This window comes from Mucilaginibacter sp. P19 (assembly GCF_050632265.1).
GTDB lineage: Bacteria > Bacteroidota > Bacteroidia > Sphingobacteriales > Sphingobacteriaceae > Mucilaginibacter > Mucilaginibacter gossypii.
The window spans coordinates 5,815,054-5,839,179 of sequence record NZ_CP192586.1; the positions used below are offsets into that span (position 1 = coordinate 5,815,054).

The window sequence follows — 24,126 nt, forward strand, 5'->3', positions numbered from 1 at the left end:
CAGGCCCCACCCGCCCCCTAAAGCGAGTGCTTGTATGCACACGCGCTTGTCAAAAGAAGATTTTAAACAAAAAACGCATTGCTGCCGGCAATGCGTTTTTTGTTTATGCTTAAAAAGGGAGCTTGAAGGTAGTCACCCTTTTAACGGGCGGAAGGGGCGACCTCAACGCCAAAATACGCTTCCAACTCATTTAACGTTGATGAGCTGGTTGCAATATCTTTAATGATCACACCTTTTTCCATCAGCAGGATGCGGTCGCACACATCAGTGATGTGGTTAAGATCATGGCTGGATACTATGGTAGTTACACCCTTATTCCTGTTCAGATCTTTCAGCAGGTTTTTAAGCCTGAACTGGGTACTTGGGTCAATATTGGCAAAGGGCTCGTCCAGCATGAGCAATTGAGGTTCCTGCAACAGGCAGGCCGCTACACCAACTTTGCATTGGTTACCTTTTGACAGGTCGCGAATGTACTTCCCTTTCTTCAGTATCTCGCCATTAAAAAAATCGGTCAGGCTAACTAACACCTCATCAACATATGTGCGGTTATGACCATGCAGCCCTCCTATAAAATAAAAATATTCTTCGGGTGTAAGGTAGTCTATCAGGAAACCTTCATCAAGATAAGCAGCGGTGTAATCTTTCCACTTCTCATGACCGGCTACAATTTCTCCGTTTGAAAGGATTTCGCCACTTTCGGCGCGAATGAGGTCGAGCACCATCCGGAACAACGTAGTTTTGCCTGCGCCGTTATTACCTACAAGGCCTACGCTTTCGCCTTTGTTAATTTGCAGGGCGGGTACATCTACAACGGTAATCCCGTTATAAACTTTTTCAAATTTCTTACTTCAATCATGGTTATTTGTTTCTGAAGCCTTCGGCAACGGTATAACGTTTTTGTATAAAATCCTCCTCAAGTTTTTTAACCCAAAAATCGCGGGTTAAAATAAATATGATCCCGGTACCGGCCAGCATGGCCAGGCCGATGTCCGCGTGTTTGAACAGTGAGAAGGGAAGATAAATAATATACGGCGTAATCATCAAGGGAAACGAAATAAGCATTTGCGTTGCCCCCACCCCTTCCCAATTAAACGACGCGCCTTTTGACAGATCTATCCGTTTGGCATTGCGGTTAGCAAAAAACAGTACAATGGTGGTGTTGATACCAATGTTCCACAGGTACATTACAAAATGTACCAAAACAATGCGCCAGCCAAAATAAGCATAAGGCGTAGTCAATATAAAAGCCACGGTTGATACCATGGTAAACAGCAGGTATTTTGCCTTTAAAAAATCGCGGAAATTGATCTTGCTTACCAACAGGCCATCAAAATGAGCGCCTTGCCAGCTATACATGAACTGCCCGTAACTGATAATAAAAATACCAGTCATGAACATGCCCACAAAAATGTACCAGGTTTGTCCGTAATGGCTGTTGGTATAAAATATGAGCCCGTAAAACATAAAGAACAGCCCCATAACCAATGTCGATCGTGGCCGCTTATTACGGAATATCAGTTTCAGCTCGTTTGCGGCAAGGTCGCCTACTTTACCAAACCTGTTTAACAGCGGAAACTCCGTACTGCTTTTATAAGCCGATGCCTTGCGCGAACTCAGCTCTTCGAGATACAGGTTTTGCTTTAAATAGGCAAAATTTATGTAATACATGGCTGCTGCAAGCACAACAGGCGGCAATACCAACACCGGTTTATTGAGCAAATGGCCAAAATACAGATAGGAAATATTGCGTACCGAATAGAGGTGAAACCTGAAATCACCGGTAATAATAAGGATGAGAGCCGCTGCGAAAACCAGGAAGACCCATCCGTTAAGATTGGCCCTGCGTTTAATAAACAAGGCCATGTAGTTATTGAAAAGCATGAAACCGATAATAGCCAATATAAAAGCGAGCGCAGGCAAAGCACCCGAATCGGTAAGGATCACTTTTAAAATAAAAGGTACAAAAAGTATAATGGGCCACAGGTTAAACACCGAAAGCATGGCCGTAAAGGCCAGATAGCCGACCACCCTATTCCTTTTTATAGGTAAATGAAGATATGGTTGCACCCGTAACGTTGGCAGCTCCTGCAATTGCATGCGCATCATCAGGTCAAATAAAAAATAAAGCAGGATGATACCGCAAAAAGAAACCACTATGTCATCATGCGGAAAAACCTGGCCCAAAATTTCATTCAAAAACAAACCGGCAAGCAAAATACATCCAAAAAGATAAAGGATAAGTAAGCCCATCACCACACGGATAGCAATACTTTTACCTGTGTTTTTTGACCGCCAGAAAGCTTTAAGTTCGTGCCCGAGAAAGGTAGTGATCATAAGTATAGACAGTTAAAGGTTAAGGTATAGGTTTTATAAAGCTAAAAGCAAAATGCATAAAGCCCAAAGCTATAATTTGTTCTATATAAAAGCGACAGGCACGATGCGTAAAGCCTAAAGCTATAAATTAATTAATATTGGTCAATTTGTTATATGATATTAATTAACAGGCTCAATAAAACGAAGCTTAAGTTAGTATTTATACCTGTCGCCCCAAAGTTTTCTTAACTTTTCTTTTGATTCGTTTTCACGCGCGTTGTTACCGGGGTCGTAAATTTTTGTTCCGCGGATAGCATCCGGCAGAAAATCAAGATCGGTAAAATTACCTTCGTAGCTATGGGCGTATTTGTAATCCTTGCCGTAGCCTATGTTTTTCATGAATTTGGTTGGTGCGTTACGTAAGTGCAGCGGCACCGGTAAATCGCCGGTTTGGCGCACCAATGCTATGGCCGCACCAATAGCTGTTGTAGCCGAATTACTTTTAGCCGATGTTGCCAGGTAAATAGCCGTCTGCGATAATATCAGTTGCGATTCAGGCATACCAATCTTATTAACCGCCTCAAAACAACTTTGTGCAAGCAGCAAGGCATTGGGGTTAGCGTTGCCAATATCTTCGGATGCCAGGATCAGCATACGGCGGGCAATAAACAAAGGGTCTTCACCGCCTACGATCATTCTCGCCAGCCAGTAAACTGCACCGTTGGGGTCAGAGCCCCGCATGGATTTGATAAAAGCTGAAATGATATCGTAATGCTGCTCACCGGTTTTATCGTACAACGCCATGTTTTGTTGTACATGTTCCAATACAACCTCATCGGTTAATATTATCTCCGGCGTGTCAAAAGCATTTATCAACAGCTCAAAAATATTGAGCAGCTTGCGGGCATCGCCTCCCGAAAGGCGCAGCAAAGCTTCGTAATCTTTTATGGTGATGCTTTTATCCTTTAAGATTACGTCTTCCTTCATAGCCTTGTTCAGCAGGTCGATCAGATCGGTTTCGGATAGCGGCTGTAAAATATACACCTGGCAACGCGACAGCAAAGCCGAGATCACTTCGAAAGATGGGTTTTCAGTCGTTGCGCCTATTAACGTAACAATGCCCCGCTCTACAGCGCCTAACAATGAATCTTGCTGCGATTTGGAAAAGCGGTGGATCTCATCGATAAATAATATCGGTAGCACCTCGCCTTGTTTCTTTAACAACGACGCTTTTTCTATCACCTCCCTTACGTCTTTTACGCCCGAGTTAATAGCACTCAAAGCAAAAAACGGACGAAACAATGACTGCGAAATAATATAAGCCAAAGTGGTTTTACCCACTCCCGGCGGTCCCCAAAATATCATCGACGGCAATGAACCCGACTCGATAGCTTTACGCAGCACTGCTCCCGGCCCAACAAGGTGTTTTTGCCCAACATAATCATCAAGCGATTTGGGGCGCATACGTTCGGCTAATGGCGGGAGGTTATTCATAAAAGTAAAATTCAGAAAAGAAAACGCCAAATCCTAAAAAAATTAGTAATTTATAAGATTGGTGTTTGTTCAAACGAAGGGGTGACAATTATTCAGGAAGGCCTGTACTTCTGAATTTTAGAATCGGTGCGCTATGAAGGGGAAATAGCAATCGGTTGAAGACTTACAAAGTTTTTGCAACTTCGTAAGTCTGGGCCTACAACATGTTATCCGTCGACGGGCTGACCGAGAGGCCTTCCTTTTGTCATCACTCCTTCAAAAAGCCACCGCATTTAATCACTCAACATACCTCAATCCTGTGTAATAGGTTCATGATGTGCGTGGCAGGCCTCAGCACAATCGATACAGGCTTTGGCACATTCCTGGCAATGGTCGTGCTGATGTTTACCGCACTCAGCGGCGCAAAGGCGACAGATCTCCTCGCATAAAACCAGGTATTGGTGGGCAATAACTGAATCTCTTTGCAATAAGCGGGCTCCCTGGACACATATGTCAGCGCAGTCCCGGTCAAGACTAATGCAGTTGGCCATCATTTTAACATCCTCTTCGTGCAGGCATGCAGTAGCACAATGTTCGCAAGCTAAAGCGCAATCCAATAATTTTTGAATTATAACGCGGTGATCATGATTTTGCATAATGGTAGATTTTAATTATTACTTAATATACTACCCTTTGCAATTAAAAAAAGTTTGAATTAATTTGAATTATTCGGTTCAGATTCTGTAAGAATCAAAAAAGGCCGCTTCCAAAATGGAAGCGGCCCTAATATATATATATTGAATTTTTATTAATTACTGTTGGTTAGGGTTTTGATCGCTGTCGTTATTTTCAGGATCATCAGATGGGGTGCCTACAATTTTGTAAGCTTTATTGCCGTCGTCCTGAGTTTCCTGGTAGTAATAACCATCAGGGGATACAAACAGCTTTTCACCGTTGATCTTGATCTTGCGGCAATCCGGTGGCAATTGAGTTACAATGTCACCAATTTGCGGGCCCTGGTCAACACTGCTGCCATCGCCGTTGCCCTGATCGGTAGTTAATTGGCCATCTTTACCTGCAATCACGTAAACAGTTGAGCCGTCATCTTTGGTGTATGGCTGGTAGTAAACACCATTTAACTCGTAGTACTGTTCGCCATTGATCATGATAGATTCGGCACCTGAAGGCAGGGTTTTAATCTCGGCCCCTATCGGCGGTTCAACAACGGTATACTGGTCATTGTATTGACGGTAGTACAAACCATCGCTGTAAAAATATTGGTAATCGCCCCACCAGAAAGGATAGTAACCATATGGCAAGAAACCTATGCTAAAACCTAACCGCGGATAATAGAATGAATTATAGTAGTTACGGTATGGATAATAGTAGTGGCTGCCAAAATACCCCCCGCGGCCACCGTAATGGTAAGTACCAGGATAAACCCTGCGACCACCGTATGCGTATGAACCGCCTCTGTAATAAGTGCCTCGACCGCCATTATAAACGCGCCTGTCTACAGTAGTATAGCTGCGGTTACCATTGTATACGGTACGGCCGGTGCTACCATAGCTACGCTGGGGTGCTACGGATGTGCCATTTGGCCTTATTGCGTAATCACGACCACCATAACTGCGTTGTTGAGGAGCGCCTATGCTACCACGAGAGTCAGTTCCATAGCTCCGTTGCGGAGCCGCGATAGCGCCGCGTGTGCTACCATTAAATGAAGTTGAGGGGCGGGAAAAACTACCACCAGAAGGACGGGAAAAACTACCGCCTCCGCCACCACCGCCTGACGGTCTTGAACCGCCGCCTCCTCCGCCACCGCCGCCGCGAGAACCGCCGCCACGTTGTGCATCAGCATTGAATGCCAGGGATAAGCTCAATAAGCCCCCTAATGCAATTGTTAATAGATTTTTATATGTCCTTTTCATGATGAAAGATTTTTTAACAGATCAGCATGGTATTTTTTGCTGATATAAATATATAGACTATTAAATGTTTAAACGGTTTAACGCGTTTTTAATTATTTTTCACTCAAAAAGCGAACCAATACCATCCATACGTACCGGCTATTGTTTTCGCTACGCTATATCCTCGGCAATGAACAAAAAAGGTTGCTCAAACTGCAGGGTAAAAAAACCATCATGGGTGGTTTTATACCTGTTATTGCCTGTAGTTTCAAGCCCGCTTATTTGTAAGCCCGACGGATGCGAAAGTACTTCAATGAACTCACCTGCGGGTTTCCACTTACTAAAGCCCGAATTAACCGGGTAGATCTTTTGCCGTTCCCTAAAAATCACCAGGTTTATTTTATCAGCATAAAACAAAAAATCTTTCAGGTCCAGCACATCGGTAATTACATTGACCGCCTGGTAATTATGCGTTACCAAGTATTTTAAAGCTGCGCCTGCCGCATTGTCACCTCCCGAAGGCATCACCTTCACGTCCGACTGCAAATCACCCGAATCACCATCACTTATTATCCAGTCGATTTTAATCCCTGATGCATCCAGCTTTTCGGCGGTACCGGTAGAGCAGATCACGGTCGGGCTCCACTCCAGCAACTGCCCCAGCATTTCCTCATCAAAAGTATCCATGCTTAAAACTAATAAAGCTGGTTCCTGTTTTTCGCGAACTATATGATGTGATGACATTGCTAATGTAGATGGAACAGATGAATATTAAATGAAAATATAAAGATGGGGTTTTTATTGATTGCTGAAACCAAATCAAAGTTTTATGACGGTAGAATAATATAAAAAGGTCACCTTTTTATTTGCAGGGTATTAATGATAAATAAACCTCATCATGAAAGCAAAAATTTTATTGTTCGTGCCTTTATTATTCACAGGCTGCATCACGGATTATTACGACCGGCGTTTATCTGTTATTAATAAATCGTCGGTTCACGTTGCTGTGGAGGTAGTTAACGATACAACTGTGCGAACAGAAAATGGCATTCCATATTATCAATCGCATGTGATAGCACCTAATGACACCTCTTTTATAACAAAGTCGGGAAAAAATGCCTGGCTTGAGTATATTAATAAAGGGAAAACCAAAACTCTGTACGCTTATTTTTTTGACATCGATAGCTTAAATAAATATCAAAAGGGAGGTGCCGATATGAGTTATTTGCTTGGAAATAAAAAGTATTTAAAAAGACTCGATTATACGCTTGATGAATTAAAAAGGGTCGATTGGCAGATCAAATACCGATAGGGTCTGAATCAATACATCTTCCTGTAAAACTCCTTCAACTTCGCAGCCGGGTCTGCAGCCAAATTAATGGCCGACGATATTGCGATACCATCGATGCCTGTTTGGAGCAAGGGGCCTACATCATCTGGTTGGATGCCGCCTGCTGCTATCACCGGGATATGGATGCCCAGTTTCTCCAGTTCACGATACCCATTAAAACCAAGCACCTTATGTACGCTGGACACATCATTTAATGCGGATGCAAATGGCCCGTAAACATAATAATCAACCACTCCGGTACTTTGTAATTTCAATAATTCATCAGCACCTGCCGCCGATACGCCAAGAGTTTTATCCGGGCCGATAATCTTGCGGATACTGGCCAGATCGGCATCACTATCATCTATGTGCACACCCTGCGCATCAACCCGGTCAAGCAAGCCGTAATGATTAGCGATAATGAGCGTTGCACCCCAGTCGTCGCAAATTTCGGCTATTTGGTTTATCTCATCAATCAGCTCATCTTCGGGTTTGGTAAGGCAACGGTGTTGTACCCAGTTTGCGCCCGCACCGCAAGCCATCTGCACCTGTTGTACGTGGCTAAAACCGGGCAGATCATTTATAAGATAATGAAATTTAGAAATGTATTTTTTCATTTTATTAAGTCCGAATTTGGTCAAACCCGAAAGTCGGAAAGTTTTTAATTATTAACCGAAAAGTCCGAAAGTTTTGTGTTGTAAACTTTCGGACTTTTCCGGCTTTCCTGACTTCAGACTTAGTTTTTCAGCACTTCGCTGATCGTTTTACCTACACAGCCATCAGGAGCCTGGATATGAAGTAGCGATGCTACAGTAGCCGAAATATCGGTCATATGTGTTTGGCGGGTAAGGCTGCCATGCTTAATGCCCCAGCCCATAAATACCAATGGGATATGCGAATCATAAGGATTCCAGGTGCCGTGTGTAGTACCGGTTGGCCCGCGGTCGTTTGTGCCGTGGCCGGTATACCATGCAGGTTTCAGGATGATCTGGATAGCACCGCTATGCTCGGCATTATAACCGTTAATGATCATACTGCGCAGCTCATCGGGAATATTGGCTTCCTGTATTTTTTGCAGGTCGATTGCATAGGCAATGCCTGGTTGTTTCTTCAGGTATGCGATGCAATCTAACTTTAGCGCATCTTCGCTAACGCCTGCTTTTGCAAGGGCCGCGTTATTAAAATTAACCTGGTAATTATCCATACTGATGATCAGGTTATCCACTTTGTATTTATCGCTGATCATCGTGTTCATTTCTTTTGCAGCTTTTCCCTCGTCCCAAACACCTGCCGGGATGTTATGATCTTTCAAGAAGTTAGGGTTGTGGGCAGCGCCGTGGTCGGCACTCAGGAAAACCGAATAATTGCCTTTACCTACAGTTGCATCTAAATAATTGAAAAACGCGGCCAGGTCCTGGTCAAGCCTTAAATAAGTGTCTTCAACCTCAACAGAGTTAGGGCCAAACTGGTGACCAACATAATCTGTTGATGAAAGGCTAACGGCTAAAAAGTCGGTTACTATGTTTTTGCCCAGTTTTTCGCCCTCAATAGCAGCTTTAGCCAGGTCGAGCGTCATGGTGTTGCCGAACGGAGTAGAACGGATCATGCCAATATGGCCCTTATAAAGTTCGGATGTTTTGACCGGTAAGGTTGGTGTAGCGGCACCGGCAAATTTACCTTCATAACGATCGCTGTTATCGGGTGCGCTTTGTACATACGTCTTAATAGGATATAACGGGTTCCAGTCCTGCTTCAGGTATTTTTCAGCAATTTTTTGATTGTTGAAGGTTTTAACCCAGGCGGGCAGGTCATTCATGTAATAAGTACTGGTGATCCAGTTACCGCTGGCATCATCAAACCAGTAAGCAGCATTGGCCGAGTGACCGGCAGGCAGGATGCCGCCGCGATCTTTTAATGCTATGCCGATAACCTTTGAGCGAAAGTTAGTAGCCAGCCTCAATTCATCGGTAACTGTGCTAACCAGCAAGTTGCGGGGCGACATTTGTCCTGCTTTTGAAGTGCTGCCAACGGCTACAACCGTGCTGTCGTCGGTACAATACATGGATTTACCCGTAGCCTGGATAATGAAATCGTTACCCACTATGCCATGTATGGCGGGGATGGATCCGGTATAGATACAGGTATGGCCGGCAGCTGTTACCGTTGGGATATAGTCGATATTGGTATTTTCGCAGGTGAAGCCCTCATTAAGCATGCGCTTAAAGCCACCGGCTTGGTAACGGTCATAATAGCGATACAGGTAATCCCAACGCATTTGGTCAACCACCAAACCCACAACTAATTTTGGGCGTGGAATTGATGCAGATGCCGGGGCAGCCGTTGTAGTTTTCTTTTTTGGGCCGATACCGAAACGGTAGCGAAGGACAGGGAAATAAGCAGCAGATGTTTAAACTTCATCGCGAAAAAAGATTTTTGATTTCGCCAAATATCAGCAAAGCATTTAAAATGCAATGTGATGCTTTTGTTAAATATAGAGGATTGTTACAGAAACCCCCACCCAAACCCTCCCCGGAAGGGGAGACTTTAAAGCCCTCTCTTCCGGGGAGGGTTTGGGTGGGGCCGTGTTTACAAAATGCCCAAATCTTTGTAAGTTTAGCAAACCAATCATTAAACCTATAATCAATGAAACGCATCCTTTTATTGCCGCTTTTGCTGCTGGCTTGCTCTGTCGTCGCTCAAAATAAAAACCCTGATGTTGTTACTACTGATGCAGGTAAAGTATCAGGCTTAACCAATCAGGCGGGCGATGTGCATATTTATAAAGGTATTCCCTTTGCAGCGCCACCGGTTGGTGATTTACGCTGGAAGGAACCACAGCCGGTAAAGCCCTGGGACGACGTTAAAAAATGCACTGATTTTGCGGCCAGCCCAATGCGGGGTAAACCAGACCCCTTTGGTGTTTACACGCGCGAATTCCTGATCCCCTATGAGCCCATCAGCGAAGACTGCCTGTATCTTAATGTATGGACTGCCGCAAAAACACCGTCAGAAAAACGCCCTGTGCTGGTTTATATTTATGGCGGTGGATTTGTAAGTGGTGGAGCTGGCGTACCTATTTATGATGGCGAGGCGATGGCTAAAAAAGGGATCATATTTGTGGTTATTAATTACCGCGTCGGGATTTTTGGTTTCTTCGCCCATCCCGAATTAACCAGGGAATCGCCGCATAATGCATCAGGGAATTATGGTTTGATGGATCAGCTGGCTGCATTAACATGGGTAAAAAGAATATCGCGGCTTTCGGTGGAGACCCGGATAAGGTTACCATAGCGGGGCAGTCGGCAGGTTCCATGAGTGTAAATTGTTTGGTGGCATCGCCATTAGGTAAAGGGTTGTTCGGTGGTGCAATTGCCGAAAGCGGGGCCAGTTTTATCAGTCAGCAAGGATCAGGCGGGTTGCGGGAAGCAGAGGCAGCCGGTGTAAAAACAGCGACTACCTTGGGTGCAAGCACCATTGCCGAACTAAGGAGTAAACCCGCTGCCGAACTGGTTGGCAAAGGCCAAAGCCGCCCGGTTATTGACGGCTATGTTTTACCCGCAACCATCGCTGATATTTTTAATGAGCATAAACAAAACGATGTGCCTGTACTTACCGGCTGGAACGAAGACGACGCTTTTGTCGGTCCGCCAAAAACTGCTGAAGAGTATAAAAAGATGATAAAAAGCCAATATGGTGCCGATGCTGATGCATTTTTAAAACTATATCCGGCGGGTTCGGACCAGGAAGCCGCGACCTCCCAAACACGGATAAACCGCGATCAGATCTTCGGGATGCAGAATTATACCTGGGCCAATGTGCAAAGTAAAAAGGCGAAGTCGAAAATCTATGTTTACCGTTTTATCCGCCGCCTGCCTGCCACTGCCGATTTTGTAAAATACGGCGCTTTCCATACTGGCGAGGTTGCTTATGCCTATGATAACCTCAAATTCCTGAACCGGCCATGGGGACCTGTCGATCAGCAACTGGCCAATACAATGAGCACTTACTGGGTTAATTTCGTTAAAACCGGTAACCCGAACGGGAAAGGCGTACCTGCATGGCCGGCTTATACAACAAGTGATCATAAAATAATGATATTGGGTGAGAAGCCGGGCGCAAAACCTTTGCCGGATAAAGCCGCTTTGGATTTTATGGTGAAGAAGGCCAACGGAAAGTAATACATAGATAAAGACCCAGATAATAAACGCTGCCAGATACATTTAGGTAGGGAAGTCTTAAACACCCCGCTTAAGAAACTGATGAGACAGCCAGGCTTGAAATGTTAGCGGATACCATAAAACAAAAGGATACGAAACTCCAGATTAATTAAAGTGCTACCTATATTTTAATGAAAGAAACCCACCTTATCAAACAAAAATTTAAAAGCGCCATCCGACGGGGAACCGGCGAAGCGTATTTACTACTGCAACGCTATCCCGGTATTGATTTTTCGGGAGAGATCATCAAAGCCTGTGTCAAAAACTTCTCGTACGATGGACAATGCGAAGGCAGCAGAGGGGAATATCTTTTTGAACTTATTGGCCTTTCGGGGAAAAAAGACAAAATAAAGAAAGCAGTATTAAAAGCCCTGCTAAAACCTCAGAAAGATACCTGGACACTGACACAGCTTTTCAGCCTGGCTAAAATGTTTGCCCGACAAGATGATGCAGAAGCCCGGAAAACCATTTACGATGCCTTTGTTCACAATCCTATTTGGCGATCGGATTGGGCCGGTACCTCAGACATTATACAACTTGATGGTATTGAAGGCTTGAAATTTATTGCTGAAGAATTTGGCAAACGCCTTGAAGCAGATCCGGGAGACTGGCAGGACGAGGACCTCATTAATCAATTTCAAAAAGAAAACCCGGAAACCGACACCTGGGTGCAACTGGATATCAGTGCCAAACAAAATCGCTTTATAAAGATCTACATCGATTCGGTGAGGGAAAACATGGCACAGCGTGCCACAAAGGTAAAACCACCGGAACCCGTTTATAAAAATATAGTTGAGGAAACGCTGTTGAGACAAAGCCAACTTTGGTTTTACAATAGGAAACTAAAAAGCACCGAACTTAAATCAATCGGTCAGCAACTTATAATTGAACGAAAGAAAAGTAACCGGGAAAAATTACTTAAAGTTTTTACAAAGCATCCATTTCCTCTTGACAAAGAATTTCTTTTTGATTGGGCTTGTAAACATCCGGCAAAGAACAGAAGAGTTGTGACATTCGCTATTCAAGCGCTTAGTCTTTTTAAAAATAAAAGCATCAGGGAGTTCGCTTTAAAACAAATTGCTATTGGTAAACAGCCAACACTATTTGTTGAGCTTTTAAAAGAAAATTATAAAAAGGGAGATCATAAACTGTTGACAACCCTCATAGCAAACAGCAATAAAGGCATTGAATTAGAGGGTTTGATAATTGACATTACTAATATCTATTATGCCAATAAAACTCCGGAATGCCGGGAGCCATTGGAGGCACTTTATGATAAACACAACTGCGGTATGTGCCGGAAACATGTTGTTGAAATATTAAAGAACAATAATGTGCTAAGTGAGCGAATAAAAAATGAGATCAGGTTTGATTGCAATGAGGATACGCGGAAACTGTATAATTGACCATATTATTCCGATAATCCTGTTTGTGTATACTTAGCTCCAACTTTACCAATGAATAACAAGGCATTGTGTAATAACGTAACAAAAAAATTCCCTTCTTAAAAATTTGGATAATAAAACTTAAATCACTTATCTTCGTTAATTACCAAAACGCAAGACTATGTAAGCAGAGGGCTTACATAGTCTTGTTTGCTTTTATAAGCATTGCGTCCTTTCTTAAAACAGGGAAGGGCGGTTTTTTTGGTTGATTAACAGTAATAATATTAATTAATTTTTGCGTTATGGCAGAGGTATCATACTATACCAAAGATGGTTTAGAGAAATTAAAAGAAGAACTACAGAGATTAAAAACAACCGGCCGTGCCGATATATCAAAAGCTATTGCTGAGGCACGCGACAAAGGCGATCTGTCGGAAAATGCCGAATACGATGCGGCTAAAGAAGCTCAGGGCTTACATGAGGCCAAAATAGCCCAGATGCAGGAAACATTGGCCAATGCGCGCCTGCTTGATGAATCAAAACTTGACGTTTCGAAGGTACTTGCATTGTCGATAGTAAAGATCAAGAACCTGAAAAACGGAGCTACCATGAGTTATCAGCTGGTATCAGAGAGTGAAGCCGATCTTAAAACCGGTAAAATCTCGGTAGCGTCGCCGATAGCTAAAGGCCTGCTTGGCAAAAAGGTTGGTGAAAAAACCGAGATCACCGTACCTGCAGGTAAAATTGAATTCGAGATCCTGGAAATAAGCAGATAATTTAATTAGGTGAGTGGTTTATTATGTTGATTGGGTTTTATCCAGCTGTCATAATTAACTGCTTACCTGAATAATTTGCGCTATAAAAGAAACACTCATCCAATCAACATAATCAACCACTCACCAATAATGACCATCTTTTCAAAAATAGTTGCAGGCGAGATCCCCGCTTATAAAGTGGCCGAGAACGATGAATTTCTGGCTTTTTTGGATATTTTTCCGCTTACGGAAGGTCACCTGCTGGTGATCCCAAAGAAGGAGGTTGATTATCTTTTTGATTTGGACGATGATACTTATATAGGCTTACAGGTATTTGCCAAAAAAGTAGCCCTCGGTTTAAAAAAGGCTGTTCCCTGCCCACGGGTTGGAGTAGCAGTTATGGGCCTTGATGTGCCCCATGCGCATATCCATCTTATACCGATGAATGATATGAGCAGCATTAACTTTTCGCTCCCTAAACAAAAATTCACCCCCGAACAATTTAACACTACCGCCGAGAAGATCAGACAGGCAATCAGTTAACAATTGGGATAACATTAATCAAGCTATTAGCTATTAGTTTTGCTCATGCTGCTTTTAGCTTATATATAAACAAAAAGGCCTCATCATAATATAAGTGACGAGGCCTTTTTATGTTTAAAACTCCACATGTGCCCTTAGCGAAAAGACATTTACCGGTCCCCTGTCCTTATTATAGGCCGGGTTGAGTAAAAACTGGTAACCGGGTGTAAGCCAGAACTTTTTTGATATGCGTTTATTTTATAATCAAGTTCGGCAATAAATTCGGTGCCGTAATTAAGCTTGCCATCGCCTATAATAAAACCGTAGCCGCCGGCTGCAAGATAATCACGATGGGCGTTTGAGATGCCGTTGGCTACAAAAGCCAGGCCCAGTCTCGTCATCGCCGCGGTTCCATGAACTTCCTTTAAGTACGCCGCCAAAACTCAATGACCGGTCAATCTCGGTAAAATACCATGTTTGGGTTTTACCATCATTATAACTCACTTTGGCAAATACCCCAAAATCTTTGGTCAGATATTGGTCGGCGCTGATGCCGAAACCATATTTGTGCCTGCCATAAGCTTGTGTGGTATCAACATTGGGGGCAACAGGGCTTTGCGCGAGTGCCAGGCGATAATCTCCCATTTTGCCATTATTATGGAAACCTAAGATCCTGAAGGTACCTTTTTGGCCGTTAAGTGTATAGCGTTTTTCATATTCTAAGGTCTGGGTGTTTGCTTTACCAATTTTTTGATCCCAAATGGCGCCGTTGGCGGTAGTGGTTGACATGGTAAAGGCAAAACGCAAAGTCCAGTTAGGTTGCCCTAATTCGGTATGGATCCCCATAACATATCCGCGGGTATTGGCGGGATAATCCCATGCGCCGTTATCCATTAAGCTCCAGTTCATGAACTGCGTACGCGGATCATGGCTAAATTCATTGCCGTCATAAAAATCGGCCATACCAAATTTACCTACGGTAACCGAAAAGTAACGCTTGCTTTTTAAACCGGCTAACTGGTTGGCATCATCGCTAATGGTGTCTTTATCCTTGCCCCATTCAAAGTTTTGGGTAAAATATAAGCGGGCGATGTAGATTTTCGGCTCTGCGCCGCCTACACGAAAAGTTTCGCCATTAGGGAAACCTGCCGCACCCAGCGTTTTGCTCAGGCCCGATCCGCCCGAAAGTTCGGGATTAAAATAAGCTTCGGCGCCTTTCCAGAGCCTTGCACCGCCAAAAAGCGTAGTGGTAATTGAGCTTTGTGTTTCTTCTTTGGTAAGTAAACTATTGTCGCCGTTATAATCGGCATGAAACGATGGTTTGTATTGGGTAATTACTGTTTGCTGGAAATGGAAGTTGAACCGCTGACGTTTAGCTGTATCCTGCCCCAAAGCGACGGCGGTAATTAATACGGGTATTATAGTAAGTATAAGTTTTTTCATGGGCTGTCAATTTTGGCGCAAAAGTAAGCTTTCACGTTAACTTGAACCACATTCGTCAAAAAACTGTTTTAAATAATGCTCCATAAATGTGTGCCTTTGTTCGGCAAGTGCCTTACCGGCAGGCGTATTCATTTTATTTTTAAGTAGTAATAGCTTTTCGTAAAAGTGATTAATAGTTGGTGCGGTAGTGTTTTTATATTCTTCCCTGGTCATGTTAAGGTTTGGCGGGATCTCGGGATTGTACAATTCGCGGCCTTTAAAGCCTCCATAGGTAAAGGCACGGGCAATACCGATGGCGCCAATAGCATCCAGCCTGTCGGCATCCTGTACTACAGCCAGTTCGGGCGAATGAAAGGAGGGTTTATCAAAGCTGGCCTTGAACGACATATGCCTGATGATCTGTTGCACATGTTCGGTAACACCAGTATCAACATTCATGCTTTGCAGGTAATTGCCGGCAGTACGCGGGCCAATCTCTTCATCGCCGTTATGAAACTTACTATCGGCAATGTCATGTAGCAGGGCAGCAAGTTCAACTACCAACTGATCGGTTTTTTCTGTTTGATTGATGAGCTTCGCGTTTGTCCAAACACGGTGAATATGCCACCAGTCGTGACCACCTTCGGCGTCACTGAGCGTATTGCGCACAAAATTTGCAGTGGCTTCAATGATTTTATTATGTTCCATCTTTTGCAAAGATACTAAGCAAAAGACAGAACAATGGGGTTGTGTATAAAACGTTAAGCAGCGGCTATTTTTTCTGTATCGATAAGTTCGGCAACTTCAATCTCCAAAATAGCGGAAATCTGAAAAAGCCTTTCCACTGTTATTTTTGTATAACCTAACTCAATTTTGCTATACGCGTTTTGTGATATACCCAGCTTGGCTGCAAGGTATTCCTGGGTGTAATTTAATCCCTCCCTGGTATGCCTTATGTTAGCAGCTATAGCCTTGATCTTTAAATTTAGCATATCTTTCATCCATTTACTTATTAGTTCGATTATAAATAACGAAAATAATGGGGTTATGGATTTCAAAATTTTCAATTTTTTTAATGGCTAACCAATTGAAAAGCTGATATTTTATACTTTTTTATTAAAAATTAACAGCCCTTTATAAGAGCCGGTATAAATACATAGGTTTTAACAACCATATTAATTAATAATAAAGACAAAAAAAGCGACAGGCCGCAAAGTCTGTCGCTTCCAAATTCCTTTTTATTAAAAAACTACTCGCTTAAATTGTAACTAACAATTACCGTGGGCAATAAAGTAGCCGTTTCAAGCGGTACCTGGTTATAAGATATGATTGGCTTGCGTTTGCTGTAATAATCAAATGCCGCCTTTATAGTAGCATTGCTTGTATTTGTCGGCGCATTAAAGTTAATGGAAAACGGCAAAATAAAATCATGCAGTTTTTCATGATCGGGGATGATCCATTTATGATTTGATTTTTTTAGCGCCTCAATGATGGGTACTACCAGTATGGCATCATCGGCATAGTAAACAATTATTTTTTTAATCAAACCTTTTTCATCAGCGGTAAATTTAAACACCGCTGTTCCGCTTGCTTTCTTTTTAATGATTTCGGGCGATACAACAAGACTGTCTTTAAAAAAGCGGTTCATAATAGGACTACCGCCCTGAAACGGAAATGCCAATTGCGCTTGTGCTTTAACCAGTACTGATGATAAAATAAGTGTTATAAATAACAGGATCTTTTTCATTTAATTTTCTTCTTTCGGTTCGCGTTTGCTGCCCTGGTATAATTCATACTCAAACAAGCGGCAATCAAGCTTACCATTATAAAATTCAATTTTTCGGGCTGCCTTCAGGCCTATCTTTTTGGCCAGGTCGGGATTACCCGTAAAAACGTAACCATTATACCCGAGGCATTTCTTTTTCATAAAATCACCCATACGCTTATAGGTGATCTCCAGCTTAGTGTGTACGCCTAAGCGCTCACCGTATTCGGGGTTAAACATTACTACACCAGTTTCTGCCGGAACCTCAGTATCTTCAAAATCACAAACGGCAAAATCGATCAAATGTTCTACGCCGGCTGTTCTGGCATTTTTACGGGCGATGTCAACTGCGTCTTCAGAGATATCAGTGGCAATGATTTTAAAGCCGGTTTCCTTTTTTGCTTTATCTTTTAAATTGCGGCGTTCGGCAAAAAATACGGTTTCATCGTAACCCAGTATGTGCATAAAACCATAATTCATCCTGAACAAACCCGGAGATTTATCAGTAGCCAGCAATGCTGCTTCAATAGCCAGGGTACCCGAACCGCACATAGGGTTAATGAATGTGCTTTTCATATCCCATTTAGTAGCCATAATGGTTGATGCGGCCAAAGCCTCAAGCATTGGTGCCTTGCCGGGTATCTTACGGTAGCTGTGCTTGGCCAGGGTTTCGCCCGATGTATCCAGGAAAATTTCGGCACGGTCATCCTGCCAGTAAAGATGTACCAGGGTTTTATTAACCTCCGGGCCCGAATCGGGCCTGATACCTTTAATGGATTTGATCCTGTCGGCAATGGCATCCTTTACTTTTACATTGGCAAACAGCGGGGTAAGGATGTGCTCGTTATTTACATTTGATGATACCGAGAAATAGCCGGTAAAATCAATCAGCTTTTCCCACTCAATGGTTACCAGCTCATCGTAAAGCTCTTTCGGGTCGCGGGCGGTAAAAGTTTTTAACGAATACAGGATCTGGCTTGCGCAGCGCAAGTTCAAATTAAGCGGAATAGTATCTGTAACGGTCCCTTTTAGTTCAACCCCGGTAGGGAAAACGCGGACCGGCTCATAGCCTAAAGCTTCAACCTCCCTTTGCAGGTAAGGCGAAAGCCTTTTGTTACATGTAATTATGATTTTACTTTCGGTGTGGAAAACTTGCATATTAATTCGGTAAAATTAAGAATTAAAAAGCCCCTATTTTAATTTCTTACTATTAACTTTACATTTTTAAATTATTTGAAGACTAATTATGGAAGTTAAAGGTAAGGTACATGAAGTATCGGCTACCCAGCAAGTAACCGATTCACTTAAAAAACGCGAACTTATACTTGAATATATTGAGAACCCTCAATACCCTGAATATTTAAAGTTTGAGGCTATACAGGATCGTTGCAATTTACTGGATAACGTAAAAGTTGGGGACGATGTAGAGGTTTCTTTTAACCTTAAAGGCCGCCCGTGGACAGATAAAATGGGTAAAAAAACCTATTTTAACTCATTGCAGTTATGGAGGGTTACCCCGCTGGCTGCTGCTAACAACGCGCCTGCTGCACCGCAATATGCAGCTCCGTCAGCTGATATCAGCTCATCGGCCGATGATGATGATCTGCCATTCTAATAAATAAAGAAAAGCATAAGTAAAATATTTCAAGAGGCCCTGTTAATGGGCCTTTTGTTGTTTATACGCTGCCCGTTATAACCCATAGCCTTAAACAGACATCTTAATAATTGATACAATAAAATATTAAGCAGCAGAGTTTTAAATTGAATGTACATTTGTTAAATTTTGTTAAATGCAATTTTTGTGTGCGGATTTAGGATAATTTTGTTTGTTAATAAATGAAGAAAAGGAGCATAGGTTTAATTATTGGCTTAATGAGCTTTGCGTTGCTGGGCGTAATGGCTATGCAATTTTATTTTCTGAGGCAATCATACCAGATGCAGTCTGATTCGTTCGATCGCCAGGTAAGGGAGGCTATGAACAATGTGGTAGATAAGGTTACCCGCCAGGATGCGAATAACTTTTTGAAAACCAAAACCCAGCAAGCTACCATTAGCACCGATAATGAAGAACAGGACATAAGCACGATAAAAGTAGCGGGAATACCAAAAACAAAAAAACATTCATCTGCCCGCGAAAAACGGATTGCTTTACTGCGCGATAGTTTGCAGCGCATGATCCAGCGCAGAAAAATGGATGATGAGCTTAACGGCTTACTACAAACAGAAGGTACGGTTGATTTTAAAGTACGTGTAGAAGAATATACAGACGAGTTTGGCGTAGTACATGAGCAACTTACACCCGAGATAGTGCATACGCGTATTACCCGCAGGGTAGGTCATCCTAAAAAACTTCATAAGTATGATACCTTGAGGTATGTCTACGTCGACCCCCAGTTTGGCAAACAAATGATCTCGGTACCGCGTATCAATCCGTTATGGGTACAGGAACAAACCCGTAAGCAAAAGGAACGGCAGGTTCAACAAATAAAAAAATGCTGGAGACCGATTCGCTTGAAAAGGCTAACAGTTTGAGCAATAAGCCCACAGTTATTGAAAACCTGGCCGAAGAATACCGTAAATCGGGCGAACCGTTGAATAAACGGATCAACCCTTTCTGGATAGATTCGTTACTGCGTTTTGAGCTGCATAATAAAGGCATTTTTCTGCCTTTCAGCTACGAAGTAACAACCGCCAACAGCGACTCGCTCATATTTTCAAATGCCAGCGACAGCCAGGGCGAAAAGCTGCCTGTGTTTGTAGCGGCAAATACTTACCAAACACCCATTTTTACCAAAGAGGTGATCAACGACCCCGGAAAGATCAGGCTTTCGTTTCCGCAAAAAAACTCATTGATCTTAAGCAATATGACTGCTACCATGGCTACAACCGGCGGCCTTACCATGGTGCTGATCCTTTGCTTCGGTTATACTATATTTTCGATATTGAGGCAGAAAAAGATCTCCGAAATGAAGATCGATTTCATTAACAACATGACCCACGAGTTTAAAACCCCGGTGTCAACCATCATGATTGCCAGTGAAGCTTTAAGGGATAATGAAATTGCCGAAGATAAAAACCGGGTAGCCCGTTTAGCGAACATCATTTTTGAAGAGAACGCCCGCTTGGGCAGCCATATAGAGCGTGTATTAAACATTGCCCGCATTGAGCGTAACGATTTTAAACTGGATAAAAAACCGGTTGATGTAAATGAAATGGTTACCATAGTGCTTGACAGTATGGCGCTCAAACTGCAAAAATGCAATGCTAAAACCACACTGCACCTTGATGCCGAAAAAGCCTATATCATTGCTGATGAGCTGCATTTTTCGAACGTATTATACAACCTGGTTGATAACGCCATTAAATACAGCAACGAAGCGCCTGATATAACTATAAGTACTTTTGTTAAAAACGGGCAAATTGTTATTAAAGTAGCTGATAAAGGTATAGGCATGAGCCGCGACCAGCAATCAAAAATATTTGAACAATTTTATCGCATCCCTACCGGCAACGTGCACAACGTTAAAGGTTTTGGGTTGGGCTTAAGCTATGTTAATACCATAGTAAAACGCCTGAACGGTACCATAAGCGTGAGATCAGAAAAAGAAAAGGGCTCGGAGTTTGAGCTGAAGTTTGCAGTGGCGTAATTGTTAAGTCGGAAAGTCGGGATGTCCGAAAGTCCGTAAGATAAGCTCAGCCACTTAATAAATAAAGACTTACGGACTTTCCGACCTCGGACTTCCGGACTAAAAAATCTTCCTGACTTGGAAAATATATGAAGAAAATACTACTGGTTGAGGATGATGCCAATTTAGGCCTGTTACTGCAAGACTACCTGCAATTGAAAGGTAAGTTTGATGTGGTTTTATGTAAAGATGGCGAAGAAGGCCTACGCGCCTTTACCAAACAAACATATGACTTGCTGATACTGGATGTTATGATGCCTAAAAAGGACGGTTTTACGCTTGGTAAGGATATCCGTAAGATAAATGCCCAGGTGCCTATTATTTTTGCGACTGCCAAAGGCATGATTGAAGATAAAACCCAGGCCTTCAATTTGGGGGAGATGATTATATCACCAAGCCTTTCCGCATTGAGGAATTACTGCTTCGTATAAATGCGCTGTTAAAACGTACAGATAATATCGGCAAAAAGGAAGAGGAGAAACAAACCTCCTTTAAAATTGGGAAATATACGTTTGATTATACAACCCAGATGATCATGACAACAGACAACCAGCAAAAGCTATCTACCAAAGAGGCCGAATTACTGCGCCTGTTGTGTGTGCATAAAAACGAGGTGCTTACCCGCGAAGAAGCCCTGCTGAACATCTGGCATGATGACAATTATTTTAACGGTCGGAGTATGGATGTATTTTTGAGCAAGATCCGTAAGTATCTGAAAGACGACCCTAACGTGGAGATCATCAACGTACACGGACGGGGGTATAAGCTACTGATTAACTGAACTCAGGGTTAATTTTTGTGTTGAAAAAATTATTTGTGTGATATAGGCCTCAAGGGGGCTTAACCAAGTTAGCTATGTAACCACATATTTGATTTTATGGGCTAGGAAGAGGAAATCTCACAAACCCGCTCTTTCACTAATGTGCTCCAAATTTCATCCACACAAAATATCCAATCCAAAGCAGGATATTGGAGTAAACGCCAGCCAGCACATCATCCATCATTACACCCAAACCACCGCCAAGATCTTCCATTTTGCGTACGCCAAGCGGTTTCACAATATCAAAAAAACGGAACAATACCAATCCGGCTAAAAGGAAATATAAGTTAGCAGGGATAAAAAGCATAGCTATCAGCATTCCGGCAACCTCATCAATTACCACACGCGAGCTGTCTTCGCCCCAGTCGGGTTCAACCTTATTGCCTACAAATACGCCAAGTGCGGTAACAAATATGGTAATAGCCAACAGGTACCAGGGATTTTGCAAAGCCGGGTTTTGCCACAATAACCAGATAAAGCCACAGGTAACAATGGCGGCGTAAGTACCCCCGCCTTTTAAAAAACCGATGCCAAAAATGGAAGCTATTGTTTTATTTAGGAACATTTAATTTGTATCGTTAAAGAATTAAAAATTGTCATTTCGAACGATAGTGAGCAATCTTATACACCTTTCCTGCGGTCATGGCGTAAAGTATAAGATTTCTCTTTCGTCCTCACCCGCTAAAGTACACCCTTCGGCTCTATCGAAATGACAAATAAAGGAATGTATGCCTACTGCTTATCCAGCACATCCTCTGCCGCTTCTGCAACTTCTGGTTCAATAGTATGTCTTTTTGGGAAGTTAAACAGCAATGATGTAAGTACCGGGATAATAAATAACGCTACCGTAAACACCGAAGTGAAAATATCAGCGCTTTCTCCTTCCATCAATTTTGAAAATCCCGCTTCAGGATAAAGGTGGATGAATAACGATGAGGCCAGTTTAATGCCCAGTACACCAATCACGATAAAAGCTACGGTTTCCAGGAAAGTGAATTTTTCCATCAGCCTCACAAAAGCCTGGGCAACAAATCGCATAGCCAGGATCCCGATAAACACGCCAATATAAATTAACATCTTATGGTCAGTAAATGCAACAGCTGCAAAAACGTTATCAATAGAGAAGGCAAGGTCCATCAGCTCCACTAAAGCTATAGTTGCCCACAAATTACCTATCAAACCAACGGTTGAGCGGTAAAGCCAGTTCTTGTTTTTATCAACCGTTTCTTCTTCAGCATCGCCGTCGGCCTTTTTCAGTTTGCCTTTAAAATAATTGAAGCTCAGGTATATCAGGTAAAGGCCTCCAAGTGGTTTCAGCCACCAAACAGATACCAGCCATGCCGCTAAAAACAAACAAACACCCCGTAAAACATATGCACCTATAATACCATAACGTAGTGCTTTTTTACGCTGATGCGGAGGCAGGTCAAGTACCATGGTAGCCAGTACGGCAGCATTATCAACGGATAGGAGGCTCTCAATAACAATCAGGTTTAGGACAATCAATAGGCCGGCCTTAAGGTCGGGGCCAAGCAGGTAATGTAAAAACTCCATAAATTATATAATATCGGTATTAAGCATTGCTTTTAAAATATTGGCCTGCACATCCACATCGCTCAGGCTTTGTAAAAAGTTGATGTCGGCTATTTTTTTGTAGTTTTCGGCTAATAGGCTTTTTATTTCGGGAGGCATATAAGCTTTCATGGTAACTACATCGCTTTGCAGCTTATCAATTTTGTCCTGCAGCTCATGCATCAGTTTTTCCCTTTTTGACATATTGTTATTATGCTCGATGCCCGAAAGCTTTGTAACATCGCAAAATAGGAATAAATTATTGGCAGGCGAAAATAAAAAGTGCCTGTCTTCATCCATAAATTTATATACTTCCAGTATCAGGTTACCGGCCTTTAACCCACAGTAAAACTCTGTACGGAACTCGCGTTTTAACAATACCCCCATCAGCTTACGCTGAATAGTAGCGTAGTTATTATGATAGGTATCATTATAGTTATGCTGCACAAGTTCATTATACAGCTCGGGAGTTATGTTATAAAAAAATCGGAACCATAGCGCAGGCTGAAGGCATTGATATTTTTGGAGAAAGGATAATCAGCCGAGTTATCTGAAAGTACCTGGTAAAGCTTCCGCAACGAAAGGTTTACTTTCAGCGCCTGCCGTTGTCTGTCTATCTTGAAATCCTGCTCGGTGAGCACATTATCATCCATCTTATCAATCATTTCCCGGGTAAGCTGGATCTCGTCGAGCACAAGGCTTACATTGTTCTCGTTGTTCTTCTTGATCTTGCGGAGCAGGTCGACCAGACTGGTGGTAAATTGCACATGAAAAAGTTCCAGCTTGTTGATATCGATTTCGGGATTGGTTTCAAAAAGCTTATGGATAACCTGGGTACGCAGGTAGATCTTATAAATGAGTTCATCTTCAAAAAATACCGACAGCAGTTGAAGCTTGCTGAGCATCCTGTTTGAGCTATTTAAAATATTTAGCCTGTTTTCATCCATCAACGTACA

The 24,126-nt window shown here is 42.6% G+C and carries 23 protein-coding genes and 3 pseudogenes; 9 read left to right on the forward strand and 17 right to left on the reverse strand.

All coding sequences use genetic code 11. The features are described 5' to 3' along the window. Positions 1–140: 140 nt before the first annotated feature. From ACQ86K_RS28530 to ACQ86K_RS28555, 6 genes are all read right to left on the reverse strand, one after another. The gene (locus ACQ86K_RS28530; protein ID WP_431200954.1) at positions 141–818 is read right to left on the reverse strand and encodes an ATP-binding cassette domain-containing protein; all 678 of its coding nucleotides are present in this window, start codon (positions 816–818) and stop codon (positions 141–143) included. Positions 819–858: 40 nt separating this feature from the next. Continuing rightward, positions 859–2,334 carry a DUF5687 family protein gene (locus tag ACQ86K_RS28535; protein ID WP_091171645.1) on the reverse strand — a complete coding sequence of 492 codons (1,476 nt, stop codon included), beginning with the start codon at positions 2,332–2,334 and terminating at the stop codon, positions 859–861. A gap of 192 nt (positions 2,335–2,526) precedes the next feature. After that, positions 2,527–3,807 (reverse strand): replication-associated recombination protein A, encoded by a 1,281-nt coding sequence (locus ACQ86K_RS28540; RefSeq protein WP_091171643.1) that lies wholly within the window; start codon positions 3,805–3,807, stop codon positions 2,527–2,529. Positions 3,808–4,097: 290 nt separating this feature from the next. Then, positions 4,098–4,442, reverse strand: coding sequence for a four-helix bundle copper-binding protein (locus ACQ86K_RS28545; RefSeq protein WP_091171641.1), 345 nt, complete (start codon positions 4,440–4,442; stop codon positions 4,098–4,100). A gap of 156 nt (positions 4,443–4,598) precedes the next feature. After that, positions 4,599–5,717, reverse strand: a complete 1,119-nt coding sequence (locus tag ACQ86K_RS28550) for a DUF6515 family protein (RefSeq protein WP_176844523.1) — start codon at positions 5,715–5,717, stop codon at positions 4,599–4,601. Between the two features lie 150 nt (positions 5,718–5,867). Then, a complete protein-coding gene (locus ACQ86K_RS28555) occupies positions 5,868–6,440 on the reverse strand; it encodes a hypothetical protein (RefSeq protein WP_091171637.1) in 573 nt (190 codons plus the stop codon). Between the two features lie 154 nt (positions 6,441–6,594). On the opposite strand from ACQ86K_RS28555, the gene ACQ86K_RS28560 reads away from it, so the two are divergent. Further along, positions 6,595–7,008, forward strand: coding sequence for a hypothetical protein (locus tag ACQ86K_RS28560; protein WP_091171635.1), 414 nt, complete (start codon positions 6,595–6,597; stop codon positions 7,006–7,008). Between the two features lie 8 nt (positions 7,009–7,016). Here the strand turns inward: ACQ86K_RS28560 and ACQ86K_RS28565 are convergent, their stop codons facing one another. Continuing rightward, positions 7,017–7,643: a thiamine phosphate synthase gene (locus tag ACQ86K_RS28565; protein ID WP_091171634.1), complete on the reverse strand. Its 627-nt coding sequence runs from the start codon at positions 7,641–7,643 to the stop codon at positions 7,017–7,019. A 119-nt stretch (positions 7,644–7,762) separates the two neighbouring features. Next, positions 7,763–9,391 (reverse strand): alkaline phosphatase PafA, encoded by a 1,629-nt coding sequence (gene pafA, locus ACQ86K_RS28570; RefSeq protein ID WP_431200955.1) that lies wholly within the window; start codon positions 9,389–9,391, stop codon positions 7,763–7,765. A 278-nt stretch (positions 9,392–9,669) separates the two neighbouring features. Between pafA and ACQ86K_RS28575 the strand changes: the two are divergent. The 4 genes and pseudogenes from ACQ86K_RS28575 (at position 9,670) to ACQ86K_RS28590 (ending at position 13,926) form a co-directional block, all read left to right on the forward strand. Next, positions 9,670–11,204: pseudogene (locus ACQ86K_RS28575) on the forward strand (carboxylesterase/lipase family protein). 170 nt (positions 11,205–11,374) lie between these two features. Further along, positions 11,375–12,649, forward strand: coding sequence for a hypothetical protein (locus tag ACQ86K_RS28580; RefSeq protein WP_091171626.1), 1,275 nt, complete (start codon positions 11,375–11,377; stop codon positions 12,647–12,649). A gap of 281 nt (positions 12,650–12,930) precedes the next feature. Further along, positions 12,931–13,404 (forward strand): transcription elongation factor GreA, encoded by a 474-nt coding sequence (greA, locus tag ACQ86K_RS28585; protein WP_090530524.1) that lies wholly within the window; start codon positions 12,931–12,933, stop codon positions 13,402–13,404. A gap of 126 nt (positions 13,405–13,530) precedes the next feature. After that, positions 13,531–13,926, forward strand: coding sequence for an HIT family protein (locus tag ACQ86K_RS28590; protein WP_091171991.1), 396 nt, complete (start codon positions 13,531–13,533; stop codon positions 13,924–13,926). 114 nt (positions 13,927–14,040) lie between these two features. Here ACQ86K_RS28590 and ACQ86K_RS28595 read toward each other — a convergent pair. From ACQ86K_RS28595 to ACQ86K_RS28615, 5 genes and pseudogenes are all read right to left on the reverse strand, one after another. Beyond that, positions 14,041–15,348 (reverse strand): annotated as a pseudogene (locus ACQ86K_RS28595) (carbohydrate porin). Positions 15,349–15,384: 36 nt separating this feature from the next. Continuing rightward, the gene (locus ACQ86K_RS28600; RefSeq protein ID WP_091171622.1) at positions 15,385–16,035 is read right to left on the reverse strand and encodes an HD domain-containing protein; all 651 of its coding nucleotides are present in this window, start codon (positions 16,033–16,035) and stop codon (positions 15,385–15,387) included. 53 nt (positions 16,036–16,088) lie between these two features. Next, complete coding sequence (locus ACQ86K_RS28605; RefSeq protein WP_091171621.1) at positions 16,089–16,328, reverse strand: helix-turn-helix domain-containing protein; 240 nt, start codon at positions 16,326–16,328, stop codon at positions 16,089–16,091. Positions 16,329–16,576: 248 nt separating this feature from the next. Then, entirely contained in the window at positions 16,577–17,074 is a 498-nt protein-coding gene (locus ACQ86K_RS28610; protein WP_091171619.1) for a hypothetical protein, read from the reverse strand. After that, positions 17,075–18,250: a THUMP domain-containing class I SAM-dependent RNA methyltransferase gene (locus ACQ86K_RS28615; RefSeq protein WP_091171618.1), complete on the reverse strand. Its 1,176-nt coding sequence runs from the start codon at positions 18,248–18,250 to the stop codon at positions 17,075–17,077. 88 nt (positions 18,251–18,338) lie between these two features. Here ACQ86K_RS28615 and ACQ86K_RS28620 point away from each other — a divergent pair, with 88 nt between their 5' ends. From ACQ86K_RS28620 to ACQ86K_RS28635, 4 genes and pseudogenes are all read left to right on the forward strand, one after another. Further along, positions 18,339–18,707 carry a DUF3127 domain-containing protein gene (locus tag ACQ86K_RS28620; RefSeq protein ID WP_091171616.1) on the forward strand — a complete coding sequence of 123 codons (369 nt, stop codon included), beginning with the start codon at positions 18,339–18,341 and terminating at the stop codon, positions 18,705–18,707. Positions 18,708–18,928: 221 nt separating this feature from the next. Continuing rightward, the gene (locus tag ACQ86K_RS28625; RefSeq protein WP_431199194.1) at positions 18,929–19,624 is read left to right on the forward strand and encodes a hypothetical protein; all 696 of its coding nucleotides are present in this window, start codon (positions 18,929–18,931) and stop codon (positions 19,622–19,624) included. Next, positions 19,585–20,739 carry a sensor histidine kinase gene (locus ACQ86K_RS28630; RefSeq protein WP_431199195.1) on the forward strand — a complete coding sequence of 385 codons (1,155 nt, stop codon included), beginning with the start codon at positions 19,585–19,587 and terminating at the stop codon, positions 20,737–20,739. Before ACQ86K_RS28625 ends, ACQ86K_RS28630 begins: the two co-directional genes overlap by 40 nt. Positions 20,740–20,867: 128 nt before the next feature. Further along, a pseudogene (locus ACQ86K_RS28635) lies at positions 20,868–21,559 on the forward strand (response regulator transcription factor). A 136-nt stretch (positions 21,560–21,695) separates the two neighbouring features. On the opposite strand, the gene ACQ86K_RS28640 reads toward ACQ86K_RS28635, so the two are convergent. From ACQ86K_RS28640 to ACQ86K_RS28655, 4 genes are all read right to left on the reverse strand, one after another. Next, entirely contained in the window at positions 21,696–22,163 is a 468-nt protein-coding gene (locus tag ACQ86K_RS28640; protein ID WP_091171610.1) for a phosphatidylglycerophosphatase A family protein, read from the reverse strand. A 167-nt stretch (positions 22,164–22,330) separates the two neighbouring features. Then, positions 22,331–23,152, reverse strand: a complete 822-nt coding sequence (locus tag ACQ86K_RS28645; RefSeq protein ID WP_091171608.1) for a TerC family protein — start codon at positions 23,150–23,152, stop codon at positions 22,331–22,333. A gap of 3 nt (positions 23,153–23,155) precedes the next feature. Then, positions 23,156–23,617, reverse strand: coding sequence for a hypothetical protein (locus tag ACQ86K_RS28650; protein ID WP_431199196.1), 462 nt, complete (start codon positions 23,615–23,617; stop codon positions 23,156–23,158). Between the two features lie 23 nt (positions 23,618–23,640). After that, positions 23,641–24,117, reverse strand: a complete 477-nt coding sequence (locus ACQ86K_RS28655; RefSeq protein ID WP_431199197.1) for a hypothetical protein — start codon at positions 24,115–24,117, stop codon at positions 23,641–23,643. Between the last annotated feature and the right edge of the window lie 9 nt (positions 24,118–24,126).